Source organism: Bdellovibrionales bacterium (assembly GCA_016716765.1).
GTDB lineage: Bacteria > Bdellovibrionota > Bdellovibrionia > Bdellovibrionales > UBA1609 > JADJVA01.
In genome coordinates this window covers 990018-1009312 of sequence record JADJVA010000020.1, presented here as the reverse complement: position 1 = coordinate 1009312, position 19295 = coordinate 990018, and the positions used below count along the sequence as shown (strand labels likewise).

Below are 19295 nucleotides of genomic sequence, written 5' to 3'. Positions count from 1 at the left end.
TGAAATTGCGGTAAGAGGTGACAGCTACCCGGGGGGATTAACGATGCCGTCAAAAGAAAAGATGTCAAAGAGCAAAGAGACTTTAAAAAAGAAATCGAGTGAGCGGAAGGGGCAGGTGAAGTCAAAGCTTTCAGCTGCAGCCAAACCATTAGAAAAAGCCAAGAAATCCTTGGCGAAGGTTCTTCGAGACGGGAAATCCCCGCATCCGAGCGCAAAGCAGGCGGTGAAAATCAGTGTCGCGAAGAAAGAGAAGCCAAAAGCGGAGCCAATGACCAAGGCAAGCTCCAAACCGGCGGTTTTAGGTAAAACCCAGGCTGGGGGCAAAAGAGGACGGGGCAGGGAAAGCGTGAATCGCAACCAATCTGGGGCAAAAGTAAGGGAGCTAGCTGCGAATGATCCTTGCCTTGAGAATGAAACACAAGTAAACGCTGAAGTCGAAGTAGCTGGAAAAGCAGGGCGGTCCAAGTCGCAAGCTTCCGAAAAGTTGGGTCGGCTCGCGCAAAAATGGACATCTTTGAACCGTAAGGCAAAAGATATTGAGTCAGCTCCCTATAGCATGCGCGGGACTTACGAGGCGAAGACGGCCATTCACCACAAGGTTTTGGGGTGGGGTTATATTTTGGCGAATAAAAATGATCGTCTTGAGGTTTTGTTTAAGGATGGAGTTCGGTATTTGATTTCTAATTACCGATAGGTTCGCGGCGCTCTTTCCTGTCCTGCGTTAAGTTGGATTTAATCAGTTTTGTTTCATTGTATTTTAATTCGGTTTTAGAGATTTTTGAATTTTTAGATTTAGATAAGGATAAAAGTACCTGCATGGCAAAAGATGACTTGGCGCAATTGGAAGGACAAATTGTGGATGCTGCAGCTGGCGGAATCTACAAGGTTAAGTTAGAGAATGATGTTCAGATTTCGGCGAAACTTTGTGGAAAGATGCGACGCTTTAATATTCGGGTCGTCGTTGGAGATAAAGTGACCGTTGGAGTATCCCCCTACGACCCTTCGCACGGACTGATTATGTACCGTCATAAGTGATGTTGCGATTATGATTGCTAATGGAGTTCATCTTTTTGTTCATAGTCCTTATCAAATAATAACTATAATAATTGAGTGAATTATGGCTGTTCTTTTGGATCAGAGCTACAAAGTTTATTTTCATAAATCGTTTCCTAAAATCGGTGAGAGGTCGATTCAAGCTGTTCTTGAATTGAGTGCCGAGGGAGCTACCGTTCCTTTCATGGCTCGGTACCGCAAAGAAAAAACCGGAAACCTTGATGAAGTGGAAATTCGGGGCATTTTAGATTCATTTGCGACCTGGACAGAGGTGGTAAAGCGTAAAAGCTTTGTCCTTTCTGAAATAGAGAAACAGGGAAATCTGACCCAGGCACTGAGAGAAAGAATAGAGAGTTCTTGGGATTTGGGAGATATCGAGGAACTTTACCGACCTTATAAAAGAAAAAAGAAAACAAAGGCAACTTTGGCTCGCGAGGCGGGATTGGAGCCTCTGGCGGATTGGCTGTGGGCCGTTGGGCATGGAGAGAGTTCGGGCAGTGTAGCTCTCGAAGTAAAGGCCAAAGAATTCATTAATCCCATGGCTGGTTACGCTACCTACGATGAAGTGTTGAGGGGAGCCCAACACATTGTTGTCGAGCGCCTTAACAACAGCACTGAACTTCGAGAGTTAGTCCGTGCCGAGTTTATGACCCACGGCATTGTGACTTCGGTAAAATCGACAAAATTTAAAACGCACTCCAAATTTGACATGTATGCGGATTTCAAGGAGTCAGTAAAGAATCTTCAGCAGGCGAAGGCTTCTCATCGCTATTTGGCCATTCGGCGCGGTTGGCAGGAAGAAGAGCTCAAGGTTTCCATCGAGGCCGATGAGCCGAAGATGTTATCCTATTTTGAGAGGGCTTCATGCTCCTCGAAGGGCCATGTTGCTGAGGCTTTTTTGATGGAAGCGGCGAAAGTTGCTCTGCAAGTTCATGTGATTCCATCAATTGTAAATGAGGTTCATCGGTTACTGAAAGAAAAGGCAGATTTGGATGCAATTCTCGTTTTTGCAGAAAATCTTCGTAAAGTCTTGATGTCAAGTCCCTATGGTGCTCGGGTTGTTCTCGGGGTGGATCCAGGTATTCGAACTGGATGTAAGTTGGCCCTTCTGGATAAATCAGGTTCTTATATGTCATCAACGGTGCTTCAGGTTCATGGAGATGGAGCTGAGGAAACGGCGAAAAAACTTTTCGGCGAAGTGATTAAGCAGGTCAAAATTGAAGCTATAGCGGTTGGAAATGGAACGGGTGGGCGAGAAGCCGAGTCGTTTATTCGAAAAGTGATGAAGGATCTTGGTTCAGACGTACCGGTCATCATGGTGAACGAATCTGGTGCCAGTGTGTATTCAGCTTCTGATGTTGCACGCGAAGAGTTTCCTGAATTGGACATCACAGTTCGCGGAGCAATTTCAATTGCACGAAGGCTGCAGGATCCTCTGGCGGAACTTGTAAAAATTGATCCTAAGAGTATTGGGGTTGGTCAGTACCAGCATGATGTGGGTCAAGTGCAGTTGAAGAAATCTTTGCATGACGTCGTTGAAAGCTGCGTGAATCAAGTTGGAATTGACCTTAATACCGCCTCCGAGTCCTTGCTTCAGTATGTATCGGGCATCGGTCCTGCCCTTGCCAAAAACATTGTTGAGTACCGAAAGAAAAATGGCCTTTTTCAAGATCGCCAAGATCTCTTAAATGTGACTAAATTTTCCACGAAGGGATTTGAGCAAGCGGCCGGTTTCTTGAGAATTCGCGGGGGCAAGTCTTTTTTAGATGAAACAGGAATCCACCCTGAGAGGTATCAGGCAGTACGGGACATGGCCCATGAGTTGGGCTTGACGCCTCGTCAATTGGCAGGCGAGAGTGCCGCGAACTTAGAAAAACTGAAACCCAAGTGGGCCCAGTTAATTGGTGAATTTACCTTTGATGACATCACTCAAGAACTTAAGAAGCCAGGGAGGGACCCTCGGGATCTTTTTAAGGTATTTCAATTTAGAGAGGATATTCATGAGGTAGCTGACCTAAAGGATGGCATGGTGTGTCCAGGTCTCGTTACAAATGTCACTAACTTCGGCGCGTTTGTGGATATTGGAGTGCATCAGGATGGTTTGGTGCACATTTCTCAATTGGCGCATAGTTTTGTTGATGATCCTCGCAAGGTGGTTGCACCCGGGGATCAGGTCACCGTAAAGGTCTTGGGCGTTGATAAGGATAAAAATCAAATTTCTCTCACGATGCTGCTGGAAGACAGGCCGGAACGAAGGCCCGAGCCTCGTCCCCCCGCCGAGCCTCGCCGTGCCGATCGCTCGAAGGAAGGTAGATCCGCTGGAGCCTCGGCCCCTCGTGGTAGCCATAATAAAAATGACAATAGCAACAACAGAGATAGAGACAGAGCCAAAGCCGGTGGCCAACAGAAGCCCGGTCCTCACAAAGGTGGAGGAGATAACAGGCAACGCAATCGTGAACAACAGGGGCGCCATCCTGCGGCGAAGCCCTTTAATAATCCGTTCGCTGCTTTGCAATTGGGAAACACAAAACGGGAGAGGTAGCGCTCTCTCGCTCGATCTTTGCTCTCGTATTTAATTTTGTTGGCGTTGGTTTTATTAGCTTTGTTTGGTCACAAGCAGCCTGTTTGCAAGTTCAGCAAAACCTTCTCCGCCTTCTGCATTCGTGACGTAGTGGGGCTGATATTTAAGATCATTCACAAAACTGCGGATATTTGCCACGGCAAATGAATGCTTAAAAAATGAAAACATGGGTTCATCATTGGGGGAGTCACCGACAAAAGCGGTTTCGTTGAGGCGATCCGACAAATTCCAACCGAATTCATTGCGGCAGAATTCTTGACAGGTGGAAAGTTTATCGTAGCCTCCGAACCAGCCATTGACATGAATTGAACTGATTTTGGCTATGGCACCATGCTTCTCGAAAATTGAGACGATTTTCTTGATGGCTTGATTGTTGAGGGGAGGAATATCCTCACAAAAATCGATGGCGAGATCACAGATGCGGGTAAATTGATCGGAGGCCACGGCGGAGTCTGGAATTTCCTTGAGAATCTCCTCCCTTATTGTTTCGAGCGCCTTTTGATGAGCAGATCTTGTTTTTGCATCGAGGCAAAAGAAGCGTTTCATTTTTTTTGTTTCGGCCGAGTAGCGAAAGTAAAAGCCTCCGTTCTCGCCGATGACACCAGCTACGGGCCAGAATCGGGCAATCATTTCACACCAGCCCGCTGGCCTTCCCGTGACTGGCACGACAGAAATACCATGATCATGTAGATCCCAAATTGCTCTGTAAGCTTCAGGTCTTAATTTTCCGTTTGTCGTAATTGTGTCGTCGATGTCTGAAAATAGAACCCTTATTTTGTGGTCCACCAAATGGCTGAGGCTTTTCATGGCTGCTCCAAGGTCGAGTTTGCGCTGAGTCATGAAGGGATATATTACCTTTTCTCAATAAGGACTTGAATCTATTTCGTGACATCTCCTATCTTATTGCCAGAGATCAAAGAATAAAAGGAGCCCTGCGCTGACTTTAATTATCGGTCGTGTCTGTATCGATTATATATAGATATCTTGAGAGTTTGTGCGGCGAAGGGTTCTGGTCAAATCGGAGATAACAATACTCATGGCAAAATCACCTGATACCGGGATCAAGTTGGTCATCGTTGAGTCGCCCACAAAGGCGCGAACGATAAGGAAATTTTTAGGAAAAGGATTCGTGGTCGAGTCCTGCATGGGACATGTGCGAGATTTGCCTCAATCTGCGAAGGACATTCCTGAAAAGGTAAAAAAGGAACAGTGGGCCAGCCTTGGAGTGAATGTGGACGAGGGATTTGATCCTGTTTACTGCATTCCGAAAACAAAGCTGAAAATTGTCAAAGAATTAAAAGACAAATTAAAGAATGCCGACGAACTCATTCTTGCAACGGACGAAGATCGTGAGGGAGAGAGCATCAGTTGGCATTTGGTTGAGGTATTGAAACCTCGCGTTCCAATAAAGCGAATGGTTTTTCACGAGATCACAAAAGGTGCCATTGAAAAAGCTCTGAGCAGCTTTCGTGATATCGACGAAAATTTGGTGAGAGCGCAGGAAGCACGTCGTATTTTGGATCGTTTGGTGGGCTACACCATTTCTCCTTTGCTCTGGAAGAAGGTTGCCTATGGGCTGTCGGCTGGACGTGTTCAGTCAGTGGCTGTGAGGCTGATTGCGGAACGAGAACACCAGCGGATTCGTTTTGTGAAATCTCAATATTGGGGAATATCATCGAAGTGTGAAAAAGATAAAATCGAGTTTGAAACTCGTTTGGTTGGTCTGGGAGATAAAAGGATAGCTGTTGGAAAGGATTTTGACAGTCGGACTGGGAAGCTTTCAAGCGAAAGGGCTTCTTCGGTGGTCGCCCTTGATCAATTAGCTGCCGAAAAACTCGTGACTGGCCTCAAAGGAAAGCCGTTCAAGGTATCTGAGGTTGAAGAAAAGCCCGTTTCGCGCAAACCATATCCTCCTTTCATTACTTCAACCCTTCAACAGGAAGCGAATCGCAAGCTGGGATACAGTTCTCGCGAAACCATGGAGTTCGCTCAAAAGCTTTACGAAAAAGGGTTTATCACCTACATGCGTACAGATTCCACGAACCTCTCTCAGCAAGCGATTGAGGCAGCCCGGAGCTGCATCCTTGATCTTTATGGAAAGGACTATCTTCCCGAAACGCCGCGTGACTATTCAGGAAAGAAGGCGAAGGGGGCTCAAGAGGCTCATGAGGCAATTCGTCCGGCTGGGACCCAGTTTGTCAAACCAGAGGATGCAGAACTCGATGGATCTCAGTTTAAACTCTATGATCTTATTTGGAAACGGACCGTGGCCAGCCAAATGGTCAATGCCCGTCAAAAACAAGTGAGTGTTAAGTTTGCGGTAGAAGATGCCGTATTTTCAGCTTCGGGTATGACGATTGAATTTCCTGGATACCTAAAAGCCTACGTCGAAGGAAGCGATGATCCTGACGCCGCATTGGACAACAGAGAAGTGCGCTTGCCTCCTCTGAAAGTTGGAGAAACGATTGTCGGTCGTGATTTAAAATCGACCGAACATGAGACAAAGCCGCCAGCGAGATACACGGAGGCAACTTTGGTCCAAACGATGGAGAAGGAAGGCATCGGACGCCCTTCAACTTATGCGGCCATCATCGGGACAATTCAGGATCGGGGTTACGTGAAGAAAGTGAGCAATGCCCTGGTTCCGACTTTTACCGCGCTTGTGGTATCAAAACTTTTGAGCAACCATCTTCCAGATTACGTCGACGTGAGTTTCACTTCTGAGATGGAGAAATCCTTGGATGAAGTGGCTCAAGGGGACCTGGATCACAGAAAATATTTGAAGAGTGTCTACTTTGGAGATCGTGGCCTCAGAAACCAAGTCGCCCAAAGGGAAAAATCAATAACTGATGATTCACGTGCGATTGTTTTAGAGGGGCTCGAAAAGTTGAGTTTCAGAATCGGGCGCTACGGAGCTTATGTTTGTCGAGTGGAGCCAAAAACGGGAGAGGAAGTCTGCGCTTCCTTGCCTGACAATCAATTTCCGGGAGACATCACTTCTGAAATTGCCAATAAACTGATAGACCAAAAAATAAATGGGGCCGATGCCTTAGGTCAGGATCCTGTGACGGGAAAGTCTGTTTATGTGTTGTCGGGTCGATACGGACCCTATGTCCAGCTGGGTGACAGCCAAGGAGAGAATGAGAAACCAAAGCGAATGGCTTTGCCTGTCACTCTTCCGCCCGAAGACGTGACTCTTGAACAGGCTCTTCAATTGCTAGAATTGCCGAAGGTACTTGGGCTTCATCCAGAGACAAAAAAGGAAATCAAAAAGGGGCTTGGACGGTTTGGTCCGTACATTGTGCACGACGGAGATTTTCGGTCCGTGCCAAAAGCGCAGGATTTTTTTCTGGTGGACCTGAATTTTGCGCTGGAGCTTCTTGCTCAAGAGAAAAAGCTTCGAGGGAAGGCGCAGCCTTTGAAGGAGTTAGGGAAACACCCGGAGACAGGAGAGGAGATCAACTTGTTTTCGGGCAAGTACGGGCCCTATGTGAAGTGTGGCAAAATAAACGCCTCACTGATTGAGAAAATGAACCCTGAGTCACTCACTCTGGAAATGGCCCTGGGACTTATCAACCAGAAGCTTGGTGGGGATAAAAAAACAGTAAAAAAGGCTGAGAGCACCAGAGGGAAAAAAGTCCCCTCGGTTGCAAAGTCTGAGACCAAGACAAGAGGAAAGACAAAATCAAAATCAAGCATGAAGGAGATTGAGAGCGAAAAGATTCCTCCGGTGTCTGCAAAAAGAGTCATGTGCGCCGGGCATCCACTGAGAAGGTGGATCGAAGAGATTGATTCGAACAGAACTCAGGATCGACGCGTCATTCAACTCTGCAGATAATACGCTGCAGTATATAATTTCATTTGCGCTCCAGTTTTATCACGCCGCGACAATAATTGTCGCGCTGCTAGCCTATTTGCTGGCTCGGAGGACAGGCCAATTGAGTGGAAGCTTTTCAAACCATCTCGAGACGGACTCCGCTCTGAAGATATCAACTGGTCAATCGTCGAGGTAACTGATAAAGGACAAATAATACGATAGATTAGCAATCTTGTTGCCGATGAAGTGATAAGAGATATTCAATTTATCAAATGAGGAATTCTATGAATCAGAAGATACAGTGGTCAGGCCATTTTTTAAGATCTGTCTGGGCCGTTTTGTTCATCGTCTGTGCAACAGCGAGCAGTTCACGCTTAGTGCAGGCGCAGCTGATGAGCCCTCAGGTTTTAGAGTTAAGGTGTGAACACTTGTATGAGATTCAGCAGCGTTATCTTAGTCGTCATATAAATTATACGAGCATTCGGGCTCCAAATCTTGAAAGGCGAACGACGGATCAGTTTATTAAACGCCTCGATGGAAGTAAAATGTACCTCCTTGAAAAAGATGAGGCTGACGTTAACAATCTGACAGCTCAATTGTTTGAGAAATTACGAGTCAACGATTGTTCGGCCATAACCAAAATAAATGCGCTCTTTGTTAAAAGGATGGCAGAGAGAGTGGCCTTCGTTAAAAAGGCTCTGGGTCCCAAATTTAAGTTCAATCCTAATATAAAGTTTGTTTTAGACCCAGAAAAGCGCAAGCGTCCAAAAAATTTGGCAGAATTAAATGCTTTTCATGAAAACTATCTTCAATACCAGGTGGCCAGCTATATGGCCTCGGATATGTCTCTCGAAGAATCCAAGCAACGTGTGATGAGAAACTACGAGAGAGTTATGCACCGAGTTGAAGAGACACCACAACGAGAGGTTTGGTCGAACTATCTTGATTCTTTCGCGAGGGCCCTGGATCCACATACGTCCTATCTTTCGAAGGATGCTCTCGAAGATTTTGAAATTCAAATGGCTTTGTCCTTGGAGGGGATTGGTGCCACTTTAAGTTCTCAGGATGGTTTTACTGTCATCGAGCAGTTGATCGCAGGCGGTGCCGCTTACGAATCGGGAAAACTCAAGCCAAAGGATAAGATCATAGAAGTGACCCAAGGCGAAGAGGGCGAACCTCAAAATGTGATTGAAATGGATTTAAGAGATGTTGTGCGCTTGATACGCGGGAAGAAAGGTACCAAGGTTAAACTCACAATTCTTCGCAAAGAAGCTGATGGCAGCAAACGTTTTCAAGTCGTTCTTTCTCGAGACAAAATCAAGTTAGAAGACGAAGCCGCCCAGATCTCTTATTTTGATCGTGAGCTCAATGGAACCAAGAAGAAAATTGCCCTACTGACCCTACCCTCATTTTATTCGGATAGCCGAAAAAAGGGACGTTCGGCAGCTGACGACATGAAGAAACTCCTTGCAGAAGCCCGTGAGAAAAAAGCCGATGCAATGGTTCTGGATCTCAGTGGCAACGGAGGAGGTTCGCTTGATGATGCTGTCCGTATTGCTGGGCTTTTCTTCAGAGTTGGAAATGTCGTTAAGCAGTCGAGTCGAGACATAGAGAGTCAGGAACCACTCATTCTTCCCGACAGGGATACGGATGTGGATTGGGCTGGACCGCTGGTCGTATTGATTAGCCGGGTTTCGGCGAGCGCTTCGGAAATTGTATCTGGAGCTTTGAAAGACTACAAGAGAGCCGTCGTGGTTGGTGGTGACCATACTTTTGGAAAGGGCACTGTGCAGTCAGTTGAAAAACTGCCGCAGGGACTTGGAGCAATGAAAACGACAGTGGGCATGTTCTTTACGGCCGGTGGAAAATCAACTCAGCATGTTGGAGTGGATTCGGATGTTGTGATGCCGAGCGCTTACTCGACAGATGAAATTGGGGAGAAGAATCTTGACTATTCTTTGCCTCCAAAACAGGTTGCTCCGTTTCTTTCCCGCAAAGCATATGTTGCTGAGGGCGAGGGCGCTTGGAAACCGGTCAATAATGAGTTGATGGGTGTTTTGCGGAAGAAATCGGCTTTGAGAATAAAGTCGAACGAGGAATTTAAGAAACTAGAGACAGAGATTGCTAAGGCGAAGAAGCGCGGACACATTATTGATGTGGCCGAACAATATAAACTTAAGACTCAGGCAAAGAAGGGCGATGGCCCCGGAAAGTCAGGCAAATCCGCAAAGGCAAACAAAACCGATAAGCCTGATAGTTCGGGGAAGCTTGCCGGAGAGAAAAAGGGACACCAGCCAGCGGATTCAGCTCCCGTGTCTTCAGGGACCCCCATCGCTCCGCTAGCGTCTGGAGAAGCTGTAGATCCAGATTCTTCTGGAATTGATGATGAGGATACCAGTTTGACCAGAGAGCAACGCAAGGAAAAATATCTTAAGCGTCCTGATGTTCAAGAGGCTGTTGATATTGCTGTTGATCTGTTGGCAGAATACAGTTCAAGCCCTACGGTCACAATAGGCGCCAAACCTGGAAATTCAAAAATAGAAGATAAAACAAACTGACTATTTGGTTTTGACAAGAAAGAATAGGATCGGTAACTCTGTGGGACACAGATCGTGTTCCACGAAAATATTTAGAGGTAGTCATGTCAAGTGTGCAAACCGCACGCGGCAAAGAAAAGAAGAAGGGCTTCCAAGGCTCTAAGATGGCCACTTCAAAGGCGAAGAAAAGCAAGACCTCCGCGCCTAGACTTGGAGCGAAAAAATCGATGGCAAATTCGAAATTGGATTTGCCCAAAGATCTATTATTGAACATCCATCGTTTGATGGTGAAATCACGAGTTCTGGAAGATCGCCTGATCAAGATATATAAGGCGGGAGATGCCTATTTTTGGATTGGCGGACCGGGGGAGGAAGCCTTTGGCGTTCCGCTTGGGCTACTGATTCACAAGGGCAAGGGCCCTGCCTACGATTTCCTTCATCTTCATTATCGGTGCTCACCAACTTTGGTTGCGATGGGGATGCCCATGATCGACTCCATCAGATTGATCATGAACAGGTCCACTGATCCTTGCACTGGCGGAAGAAATTTTGCTAATCATTATTGCTTTCCTGAAATGAATGTCACTCCGGTGTCTTCGCCAATAGAGGTTCAGTACCCTATCGCATTGGGGACGGCGTGGTCACAGCGACGTTTCGGTGGTCAGGGAGTTTCCATTGTTACGGGGGGAGATGCTGGGACAGCCGAAGGTGATTTCGCAAGCTGTTTGGTTTGGGCCTCTCGAAAGGGTTCCGAGTTGCCAATGCTCATCACAGTTCAAAATAATCGTTGGGGAATTTCAACAGCTTTCGAAGGGCAACATGGTGAAAGTCACATTGCTGATCGAGGTAAGGCCTTTAATATAAAAACTTTGGTCATCAACGGAAATGACCCCATTGAGTCCTACATAAAGCTACGTGAATCCCTTGATTACATTCGGCTTAAGAGAAAGCCTGTCCTACTTGAGGCAAAGGTGTCGCGCCTTTACGGCCACTCCTCTGCTGATGGAGCTTCTCGGCGACCGGAGGAAGATTGTGTAGAAATTTTCGAGGAGAAATTGAAGCGGGCCGGAATTTTATCGGATCGACAGGCTCAGTCTCTTTGGAAGGAATATGAAGCAGAAGCCAAAGAAGCTCAGGAGACGGTGCGCCTCGAAGCTCCTCCAGCGAGAGAAAGTATTTGGGAGCACGTGTATTTCGAAAATGAAAACGCGGACTGGAGAAAATTCTGATGGCAAATATGGCACAGGCGATCCGCATGGCTCTGCATTACTGTGAGACGAACTTAGACTTGAAAGATGTGTTTGGTCAGGACGTTGGTCCTCCTTTAGGCGGTGTTTTTACGGCAACTCAAGGTTTGGAGACCGCTTGGAATTCACCCTTGGATGAGAGAGGTATCATTGGGATGGCAATTGGCCTCGGTCTATCAGGAGATCGCTGTGTTGCTGAAATTCAGTTCGGTGATTACATCTTTAACACAATTGATTTGTTAAAGATTGCTGGCAATACCCATTGGGTTTCAAACGGTGCCTATCATCTTCCCATTGTTGTGATGACTCCAGTTGGTGCGGGGATTCGAGGATCGATTTACCATAGCCACAGTTTTGATGCCTGGGCCACTCGACTTCCTGGATGGAAAGTAGTTTTTCCTAGCACACCACTGGACGCCTATGGCTTGATGATCTCGGCCGTTCAGGACCCCAATCCCGTGTTATTTTTGAAGCCAAAAGCTCTCATGCGAGTCAGAGGTGAGGAATTGCTTCCCGGTGAGCCTGAGGATGAAAAGCAATTGAAGAAAATGATTGACGCACCGGTTGGAGATCGAAGTCAATGGCGACCTCAATGGCCGCAATTGGCTGAGTACGCGGTGCCAATTGGAAAAGCTAAGATCACTCGTCATGGAAGAGCTCTTTCGGTGGTTACCTATGGAAGAAACGTGCTCATGTGCAATCAGGTTGCTGATGAACTCCAGCGCGATGGAATCAATATTGAAGTGATCGATTTGCGAAGTCTTATACCCTATGATTGGGACACAATACGAGAGTCAGTTCGCCGTTCCGGGCGCGTTTTGTTTGTCAACGAAGACACCGAGGTGACAAATTTTGGAGAGCATCTGGCCTGTCGAATGACGAAGGAGCTTTTTTATGAGCTCTTGGCTGCTCCTCGGGTATTGGCAGCAAAGAATCTTCCTGGTATTGGCTTGCATCCAAATTTGGAGGAGGCGACGGTGCCACAGGTGGGTGATATCAAACAAGCCATTCTTGAGCTTCTTGAGGAAGCTCCTTGAAGATCAAGCTTCAGAAGTTGAGTTTTTTTATTTAAGAGAATCCTGTTGTCGTGAGAATAACCATCAAATTTTGGGTCGTGGTGAATGAGTAAAAATCGAAAGAGTGCGTCTGATAACTTTGACAAATATGCCTATTATCTCAAATCAGTTCAATCTCCCGACACAGATGTTTTGTTTTTGCGAGACGTTTATAAGGAGTTGAGAGGCAAAAGGCCGACTGTTCTCCGGGAAGATTTTTGCGGAACTTTCTCGATCTTGTGTGAATGGGTGAAGCTCCATCCTTCCTATCTTGGAGTTGGACTTGATTTGGATCATGAGCCTACCGACTATGGAAAGGCTCACCATTTGGCAAGACTCAAGCCCGCACAGCAGAGAAACGTACAGATCTACAACGAAAATGTATTATCAAAAAAACTGGCCAAGGCTGACATCATAGTGGCCATGAATTTCTCCTATTTTATTTTTAAGACCCGATCGTCCATGAAGGAGTATTTTTCTAATGCGTTTTCTTGTCTGAACGAGGGAGGACTTTTCATCGTCGACTGTTTTGGGGGGCCGGCCTGTCAGGAGCCCAACGTAGAAAAGGTCGTTCACAAGGGGTTTTCCTATTTTTGGGATCAAGAAAGTTTTGATGCCATCACTCATCATGCTGTTTTTCATATTCATTTCAAGGTTAAGGGTGAGGGACGAAAGCGAAAGAATGTGTTTTCTTACGATTGGAGAATGTGGTCTATCCCTGAGTTGAGAGACATTATGGAGGAAGTCGGGTTTCGTCGAACACATGTCTATTGGGAAGGAACGACCAAGAGCGGTGACGGGAATGGTGAATTCACGAGAGCAGAGGTCACCAACGAAAACTGTGACGCATGGGTTGCCTACATTGTAGGGGAAAAGTAAATAGCCTGTCAGGCGTTGTGTGGGCTTGAGACTCGTGGTACTTCGAAATCCAAATAAGTAGTAAAAGAAAATCTGGTAGTACGGGGGGGGCTCGTGGTTCATTTTTTTCCAACAAAAATAGAAGATTTTGTTTTTTCGATTTTCAGGGAGCTTTTTCAAGTTGCACTGATTTCTGGAGTTATGGCTGTGCTCCTCCCCTTTTCGGCAGCAGCCACCCAGGTTCCTCCTGATCCATTTTATGGTCTTGAGGACATAGAGGGGGAAGGGTCGATGGCTTGGGTTCTCGGGCAAAATCAAAAGACGACCGATGTCTTAGAAGCCGATCCCGCCTATCACTCAATTTTCGCAGACATAAAGGGCATTTTGTTTGCCGCGGACCGGGTGCCATTTTCCTCCTTTCACAAAGGATATTTCTGGAATTTTTGGCAGGACGAAGTGCACAAGCATGGGGTGATTCGTCGAACAAGTCTGGAAGAATATAAGAAGGAAAGTCCTAACTGGGATGTTATTCTGGATTTGGATAAATTGTCTCAGGCAGAGGGAGAAAACTGGGTCTTTAAGGGATACGAATGGCTGACCAGAAATTCTCAGAGATTGCTGGTCACTCTTTCACGCGGAGGAAAGGATGCTGCTGTCGTTCGAGAGTTCGATCTTGAGTCGCGGCAGTTTGTTACGGATGGATTTTTTGTGCCTGAATCAAAATCTTCTTTGGTGGGATTAAATGAGAATACCGTTCTGATTGCGGGCGAATTTGGAGAAGGTTCTTTAACCAAGTCTGGGTACCCTCGAACGGTTAGGCTTTGGCATCGTGGTCAGCCTCTCGATCAGGCGGTGATCAAATTTGAGGTAAAGGAGTCAGATATACAAGCCGATTCCTCTTTGATTCGGGACGAAGAAAAAGAACATGTGCTATTTCATCGAATCATGGATTTTTACAATACCGAATTGTTTATCCAAGAGGGAGATGGATCTCTTCGGCAAATTCCAAAGCCTTTAAGTTCCAGTTTTCTTGGAATAAAGGAAAATCACATTTTCTTAATCTTGAAAGAAAAATTGGTTCTGGAAAAGCGAACAATTCCAGTCAATTCAATTGTTCGCTTCAAAAGAGAAGCCACGAATCTTGATGGCGTAGAAACAGTATTTACAGCAGGTCCTCGGCAGTCAATAGAAGATGTTCAAGTACGAAAAAATCGAGTTTTCGTGAATGTTCTAGATAATATCAGAGGGAAGATTCTCGATATCAAACTGGATCAGGAGGGCCGATGGGTGTCCACCCAGCTTCCCTTCCCGACCACGGGAGTCATTACATTCGCCCTTAAGAGCGATGAGGAGCCTGCTGATATCACGACGATGACCTACACTGATCACTTAACTCCGACTAGCCAATATTTAGTGAATGATGGAGATAACAGCTTTGAGCTCGAGTTGATTAAGAAATCTCCCGATCGATTTGATGCCAGCAAGTATGAGGTGGTTCAATATTTTGCTCGGAGCTCAGATAGAACTGAAATCCCCTACTTTGTTCTAAAACCAAAAGACATGGCCTTCGATGGGACTCACCCGACAATTCAATATGGATACGGTGGCTTTGAAATTTCACTGACGCCTTATTATTCGGCTTCCATAGGGAAGATATGGCTAGAGCGTGGAGGAGTCTATGTCATTGCTAATATTAGGGGAGGAGGCGAGTTTGGGCCCGAGTGGCATCAGGCCGCTCTGAGGGAAAATCGTCAGGTGGCTTTTGACGATTTTATCGCTGTGTCGCGGGACCTAATTGATCGCAAAATTACTTCACCTGAAAAATTGGGGATTGAAGGCGGAAGCAATGGAGGATTATTGGTCGGTGCGACGATGGTGCAAAGGCCAGAGCTCTATAAGGCGGCACTTGTGCAGGTTCCTTTGCTTGATATGGTGAGGTATTCAAAATTACTCGCAGGGGCCAGCTGGATGGCCGAATACGGCGATCCAGATGATCCCAAGCAATGTGCTCATCTGTTGAAGTATTCTCCCTATCACAATCTCAATCCCAAAACGCAATATCCTCAGCCCCTGTTTACAACTTCAACAAAGGATGATCGAGTTCATCCTGGACATGCACGTAAAATGGCTGCGCGCATGTTGGAGCAAGGACATTCTGTTTTTTATTATGAGAATATCAACGGAGGGCATGCGGGCCGAGCAAACCTGGAAGAGACAGCCCATGTGATGGCCATGGAATACACTTACTTTTGGAACAGATTGAGGTAGAGCGACTCGAGCGAATACAAGTTTTTTTGTCGAAACTCAGTCTATTCCGTTTCCTAGTGATTTTTGAACCGCACTTTTGTATCGCCTTACCGCTTGATCAAAATTGTGTTGGGGATACAGTGCGAATCTCAATATACCCCCACATTTACTATCAAAAAATCCCTGAGGGTCTAAACTACGGAGAGCCAACTGCAGATCTCTAAAAGTCGAACGTCCTGTAGCCTCTTGGAGTTCCCATGCGGCCTTTGCAAGTTCAGTTACGATCAATCCCTCATTAATCAAGCTTAGATTTTTAGCGTGATCATTTCTTCTAGCGATCTGATTCAAGGCGGCCGGCAGATTGATTTGAATGAAATCTGCATAATAATGCCAAGATCTTGGATGACCTACAATGTGAACAGCTTCTGAGCTAGAAACTATTCTTTTAATATGACTATTGTTCATATTGAAGGCATCTGGCTTGAAGGAGACGATCAAGCTGGCATTTCCAATGAGAGCTCGATTTTCGGTCAAGGCTGCCACCGCTTCAAGCACCTCAGCAGGATGTCTTCCCAGTTGGTCAAAAAATAGAATAGGAGCATTTCCCTGACGAACATGGCTCTGAATTTCCCCCGCTAAATCGCTGATATCAGAATTCCACCTCGGATGAATTTGCACAAGTTGACGTTCACTCGCTTTGGCATATTCAGTGACGAGACTGCTAACCCCACTAGCTCCCTCATCTCCAAGTAGAACCTGAATAGTTCCTCGTTCGTGCCATGAATCGCTTAGGACTTCACTCAAAACCCGTGGGGATACTCTCTCAGAGCTATCGGAAAGAAGCCTGAGCATCCTGTGCGGCAACTGGTAATATCCTTTAAGGTAGTAGAAAGCTGCAGAGATGCTCTCTTGAATAAACGTTCTAGATATGGAATCTTCAGGGTAAGAATCTAGAGATATCGGATAATTGTTTTCTTTAGGCTTGAGTGATTTTTCCGCTACTGAGATGAAAGTGCGCAAAACGGTCTGAGGAAGTGTGACTGACTCTTGAATGTGATTTAATAGATACTGAAGTGGTTGGGTCCAAACCAATTCGTCAGACGAAAAATAGTCTCGATTTAAGAAATTTTCGTTCAAATCAACGCGATCGTCAGGTGGAGCCACTAACTTCTTAGGTGCTGAATCTTTAGGTTTTGAATCTTGAAATCGAGTGAATCTCTTCGATAAACTTGAATAATCGATCGGATTTGCTATTGCCGATGAGGTTGCAATCAGCCCTAAAATAACGACTAAGTAGTTTTTCATATGTTTTTCCTTTTTGCTTTTAGCACCATTCCAATATCCATTGAACTTGATTGCCCTAGCGGGAGCGAGAAGATTGGATTAAAGGGAACCTCCAAAGCAAGAATCGTGCACAACACTTAACCAGCTGAAAACCGTTTCGTGTCGTTCCTATTCTCTGAACCATGTAAATTGACTTTTTGCCTAGAGAGAAATTTCAGAGATTTGTAGACGGTTAGAAAGAGAAGCGTAGCGGCATAGCTTCGGAGTTTGCCGCGTAAGTCCTCAGCTTGCAATCATAGGGGTATCTCTAATCCCAGATTCTGTCTCAAAAGTCTGCTTTCGGATCGCGAAGTCAGTCCCTGGCTGGGGTAATGCAGTGTACTATCTTCGCGACAAACTCGAGCAGCCTCAACGTCCCTCAAGTTATTGTCGCGTTTAGGCCAGATCGAGCAAATCAAGTCCGCTGAGGCAATGATATATTAATCTTTGCACCCATGATCTGATTTTCTGAGTCAATGGCATTGGAAACCTCAATCGTGCCGCGATGGGCATCGCAAATAGTCTTCATAACAACTGAACCAAGGCCTACGGACAGACGTCCATTTGGTTTATTATCTACTTTGCGTGTTACTCTTCGATATCCAAATGAATTAAGACTGTCTTGGCTAAAACCAGGTCCATCATCTTCAATTGTAATATGAACTCGACCGGAATCAGACAATTCTGCCATGACAGAAACTTTGAATTTGGAGAATGAAAATGCATTTTCGAGTGCGTTTCTGAATAACCTACGAATCAGGGCACTGTCTCCAACCAAACAAATGTTCTTATCCTTAATATCTTCATCGAGAACTACATTCTTGCCTTGATGTTCATATCGATGGAGGCAATCATCAGCTTCCTCCGCAAGAATTTCGGATAAATTAAGCGATTGGCCTTTCCTCTGATAGGCTGGTTCGTTCACTTGAGCCAGGAACAATAGATCTTCGACAAGGCGACCAAAATAATCTATTTCTTTTAAGGATAGTGTCATTAGCTCCTGTTGCACCTGAGGATCAAGGCTGCTTCGATCCGAATCGAGTGTTTCCATCAGACTTCTAAGTGACGCAATTGGTGTTCTCAAGTCATGCGCAAGTTCCTGAAGGAGTTTTGTTCGGGCTTGTTCAACGTTTCGCAAATTGGTCACTAGCTTTTCAATTTCATCTGCCATGAAGTTAAATCTCATCATGGCCTGACCAAACTCATCTTTCCTGCCAATTGGGAAGCGCGCCTTTAAATTTCCATTGTGAAGTTCCGAAATGACATTATCCGCAACAATCACGCTTCTGTTGACTGAGTTATAAATAATCGCAATTGTTGCACCAATTCCTAATAGTAGAGATAGAACTAACGATGCTAAACCGATAAATGGAAGAAAAGCAGGGCGATCCTCATGAGGAAATGATGGCGGATTGATAAGTAGAAACTGAGGAGAACTGCCGCTGAGCCGAACTAAGGCCGATTGCATTTCGCGTGGTCCGCCAGGTCCCATGCCGGGCAAAGGAATTCCCGTCAAAAACATCGAGGGGGACGACCTTCGCTCATTTTCTTTCCCAATATAAGTAAAATCATAAACTTGTTCTGGCTTTATTGTTTCTTGCCAATTGAAATCTCGCTGGTACCCATCTGGATATAACACATCGCCATTTTCATTTAATAAGACCAATTGTGGTCCAGGCATATCACCCTGCCATGAAGGCAATTCTTTAATGGCGTCCACTTTGTTTAAGGGGTTAATTCTGTCAATAATTTTGGCAATAAAGGTTGGGGGGACCATTTCTCGACTTGGTATCATCAATTTTATAAGAACGCCATTGAAGATAAAACCTAGAACGACAAATATAGCCAACAAAGAAAATGCTAACAGAAAATATTTTTGAAATATCTTGTTGCGAATCATACTTTTTCCAATCTATATCCGAGACCATAGACAGATGAAATTTTAATTGTTGATATGTTAGCACTACGGAATCGAGATCTAAGATGGCTGATGTGCGAATCTATTGTGCGATCAAAAATCTGACCATCTTTGTCCATAGCTTGAAGCAGGATTTCACGATTAACAATCGTATTTGCACGCTGAACTAAAAACAGAAGGATATCAAATTCGCGTCGGTTGACTTCAATTAATTTTTCCTTATATTTTACAACTCGTTGGTCAACCAAGAGAAGAAGATCACCAAAGCGAAATTGATTTTCCCTTAACTGCGGCTCCCTAAGAATAGCTTTGATTCGCGCCAAAAGTTCCCGGTTGCCAAAGGGCTTTTTCATATAATCATTAGCCCCGCGCTGAAGTCCTTCAACGATCGAGTCTTCATCTGTCTTTGCGGTGAGTACAATGATCGGCAGTCGTGAGCCAGATTCTCGGACTTTAGTCAAAAAATCAAATCCACTGCCATCCGCAAGCCCTAGGTCGAGTATGACAAGTCCTAATTTTTCTCCTTCATTAATTTCGTAAGCTGATTTTAAATTGGACGCCCAGAAGGTCCGGTAGCCCTCAATCTCTAAAATGACTTGGATTCCTCGAGCTAAAGCTGGATCATCTTCAACTAAAAGCACATTCATATATTGCATTCC

The 19295-nt window shown here is 45.5% G+C and carries 13 protein-coding genes; 9 read left to right on the top strand and 4 right to left on the bottom strand.

All coding sequences use genetic code 11. The annotated features are described in order from the left end of the window. The first annotated feature begins 43 nt into the window (after nucleotides 1-43). From IPL83_13455 to IPL83_13445, 3 genes are all read left to right on the top strand, one after another. Nucleotides 44-694, top strand: a complete 651-nt coding sequence (locus tag IPL83_13455; protein MBK9040148.1) for a hypothetical protein — start codon at nucleotides 44-46, stop codon at nucleotides 692-694. Between the two features lie 122 nt (nucleotides 695-816). After that, on the top strand, nucleotides 817-1035 hold the full coding sequence (gene infA, locus IPL83_13450; protein ID MBK9040147.1) for a translation initiation factor IF-1: 219 nt from the start codon (nucleotides 817-819) through the stop codon (nucleotides 1033-1035). Between the two features lie 94 nt (nucleotides 1036-1129). Beyond that, nucleotides 1130-3595, top strand: a complete 2466-nt coding sequence (locus IPL83_13445) for a helix-hairpin-helix domain-containing protein (GenBank protein ID MBK9040146.1) — start codon at nucleotides 1130-1132, stop codon at nucleotides 3593-3595. A 54-nt stretch (nucleotides 3596-3649) separates the two neighbouring features. Here IPL83_13445 and IPL83_13440 read toward each other — a convergent pair whose 3' ends face one another. Further along, nucleotides 3650-4441: an HAD-IIB family hydrolase gene (locus IPL83_13440; protein ID MBK9040145.1), complete on the bottom strand. Its 792-nt coding sequence runs from the start codon at nucleotides 4439-4441 to the stop codon at nucleotides 3650-3652. Between the two features lie 229 nt (nucleotides 4442-4670). Here IPL83_13440 and topA point away from each other — a divergent pair, with 229 nt between their 5' ends. The 6 genes from topA to IPL83_13410 all read left to right on the top strand — a co-directional run bounded on the left by topA (nucleotide 4671) and on the right by IPL83_13410 (nucleotide 15416). Beyond that, nucleotides 4671-7472 (top strand): type I DNA topoisomerase, encoded by a 2802-nt coding sequence (gene topA / locus IPL83_13435; GenBank protein MBK9040144.1) that lies wholly within the window; start codon nucleotides 4671-4673, stop codon nucleotides 7470-7472. Between the two features lie 263 nt (nucleotides 7473-7735). Continuing rightward, a complete protein-coding gene (locus IPL83_13430) occupies nucleotides 7736-10009 on the top strand; it encodes a carboxy terminal-processing peptidase (GenBank protein ID MBK9040143.1) in 2274 nt (757 codons plus the stop codon). 143 nt (nucleotides 10010-10152) lie between these two features. Further along, the gene (locus IPL83_13425) at nucleotides 10153-11217 is read left to right on the top strand and encodes a thiamine pyrophosphate-dependent dehydrogenase E1 component subunit alpha (protein ID MBK9040142.1); all 1065 of its coding nucleotides are present in this window, start codon (nucleotides 10153-10155) and stop codon (nucleotides 11215-11217) included. Next, nucleotides 11217-12272: an alpha-ketoacid dehydrogenase subunit beta gene (locus tag IPL83_13420; protein MBK9040141.1), complete on the top strand. Its 1056-nt coding sequence runs from the start codon at nucleotides 11217-11219 to the stop codon at nucleotides 12270-12272. Before IPL83_13425 ends, IPL83_13420 begins: the two co-directional genes overlap by 1 nt. A gap of 84 nt (nucleotides 12273-12356) precedes the next feature. Next, a complete protein-coding gene (locus IPL83_13415; GenBank protein MBK9040140.1) occupies nucleotides 12357-13169 on the top strand; it encodes a class I SAM-dependent methyltransferase in 813 nt (270 codons plus the stop codon). 93 nt (nucleotides 13170-13262) lie between these two features. Next, a complete protein-coding gene (locus IPL83_13410) occupies nucleotides 13263-15416 on the top strand; it encodes a S9 family peptidase (protein MBK9040139.1) in 2154 nt (717 codons plus the stop codon). A 36-nt stretch (nucleotides 15417-15452) separates the two neighbouring features. Here the strand turns inward: IPL83_13410 and IPL83_13405 are convergent, their stop codons facing one another. The 3 genes from IPL83_13405 to IPL83_13395 all read right to left on the bottom strand — a co-directional run bounded on the left by IPL83_13405 (nucleotide 15453) and on the right by IPL83_13395 (nucleotide 19283). Beyond that, nucleotides 15453-16700 carry a hypothetical protein gene (locus tag IPL83_13405; GenBank protein MBK9040138.1) on the bottom strand — a complete coding sequence of 416 codons (1248 nt, stop codon included), beginning with the start codon at nucleotides 16698-16700 and terminating at the stop codon, nucleotides 15453-15455. Nucleotides 16701-17133: 433 nt separating this feature from the next. Further along, nucleotides 17134-18618 carry a hypothetical protein gene (locus IPL83_13400; protein MBK9040137.1) on the bottom strand — a complete coding sequence of 495 codons (1485 nt, stop codon included), beginning with the start codon at nucleotides 18616-18618 and terminating at the stop codon, nucleotides 17134-17136. Then, nucleotides 18615-19283, bottom strand: coding sequence for a response regulator transcription factor (locus IPL83_13395; protein ID MBK9040136.1), 669 nt, complete (start codon nucleotides 19281-19283; stop codon nucleotides 18615-18617). Before IPL83_13395 ends, IPL83_13400 begins: the two co-directional genes overlap by 4 nt. Nucleotides 19284-19295 lie beyond the last annotated feature (12 nt).

Excerpts from the sequence above, each read along its gene's own strand:
- IPL83_13405 (MBK9040138.1), bottom strand. The coding sequence starts at position 16,700 with ATGAAAAACTACTTAGTCGTTATTTTAGGGCTGATTGCAACCTCATCG.
- infA (MBK9040147.1), top strand. The coding sequence starts at position 817 with ATGGCAAAAGATGACTTGGCGCAATTGGAAGGACAAATTGTGGATGCT.
- IPL83_13400 (MBK9040137.1), bottom strand. The coding sequence starts at position 18,618 with ATGATTCGCAACAAGATATTTCAAAAATATTTTCTGTTAGCATTTTCT.
- IPL83_13425 (MBK9040142.1), top strand. The coding sequence starts at position 10,153 with ATGGCCACTTCAAAGGCGAAGAAAAGCAAGACCTCCGCGCCTAGACTT.
- IPL83_13395 (MBK9040136.1), bottom strand. The coding sequence starts at position 19,283 with ATGAATGTGCTTTTAGTTGAAGATGATCCAGCTTTAGCTCGAGGAATC.
- IPL83_13455 (MBK9040148.1), top strand. The coding sequence starts at position 44 with ATGCCGTCAAAAGAAAAGATGTCAAAGAGCAAAGAGACTTTAAAAAAG.
- IPL83_13420 (MBK9040141.1), top strand. The coding sequence starts at position 11,217 with ATGGCAAATATGGCACAGGCGATCCGCATGGCTCTGCATTACTGTGAG.
- IPL83_13440 (MBK9040145.1), bottom strand. The coding sequence starts at position 4,441 with ATGAAAAGCCTCAGCCATTTGGTGGACCACAAAATAAGGGTTCTATTT.
- IPL83_13415 (MBK9040140.1), top strand. The coding sequence starts at position 12,357 with ATGAGTAAAAATCGAAAGAGTGCGTCTGATAACTTTGACAAATATGCC.
- topA (MBK9040144.1), top strand. The coding sequence starts at position 4,671 with ATGGCAAAATCACCTGATACCGGGATCAAGTTGGTCATCGTTGAGTCG.
- IPL83_13430 (MBK9040143.1), top strand. The coding sequence starts at position 7,736 with ATGAATCAGAAGATACAGTGGTCAGGCCATTTTTTAAGATCTGTCTGG.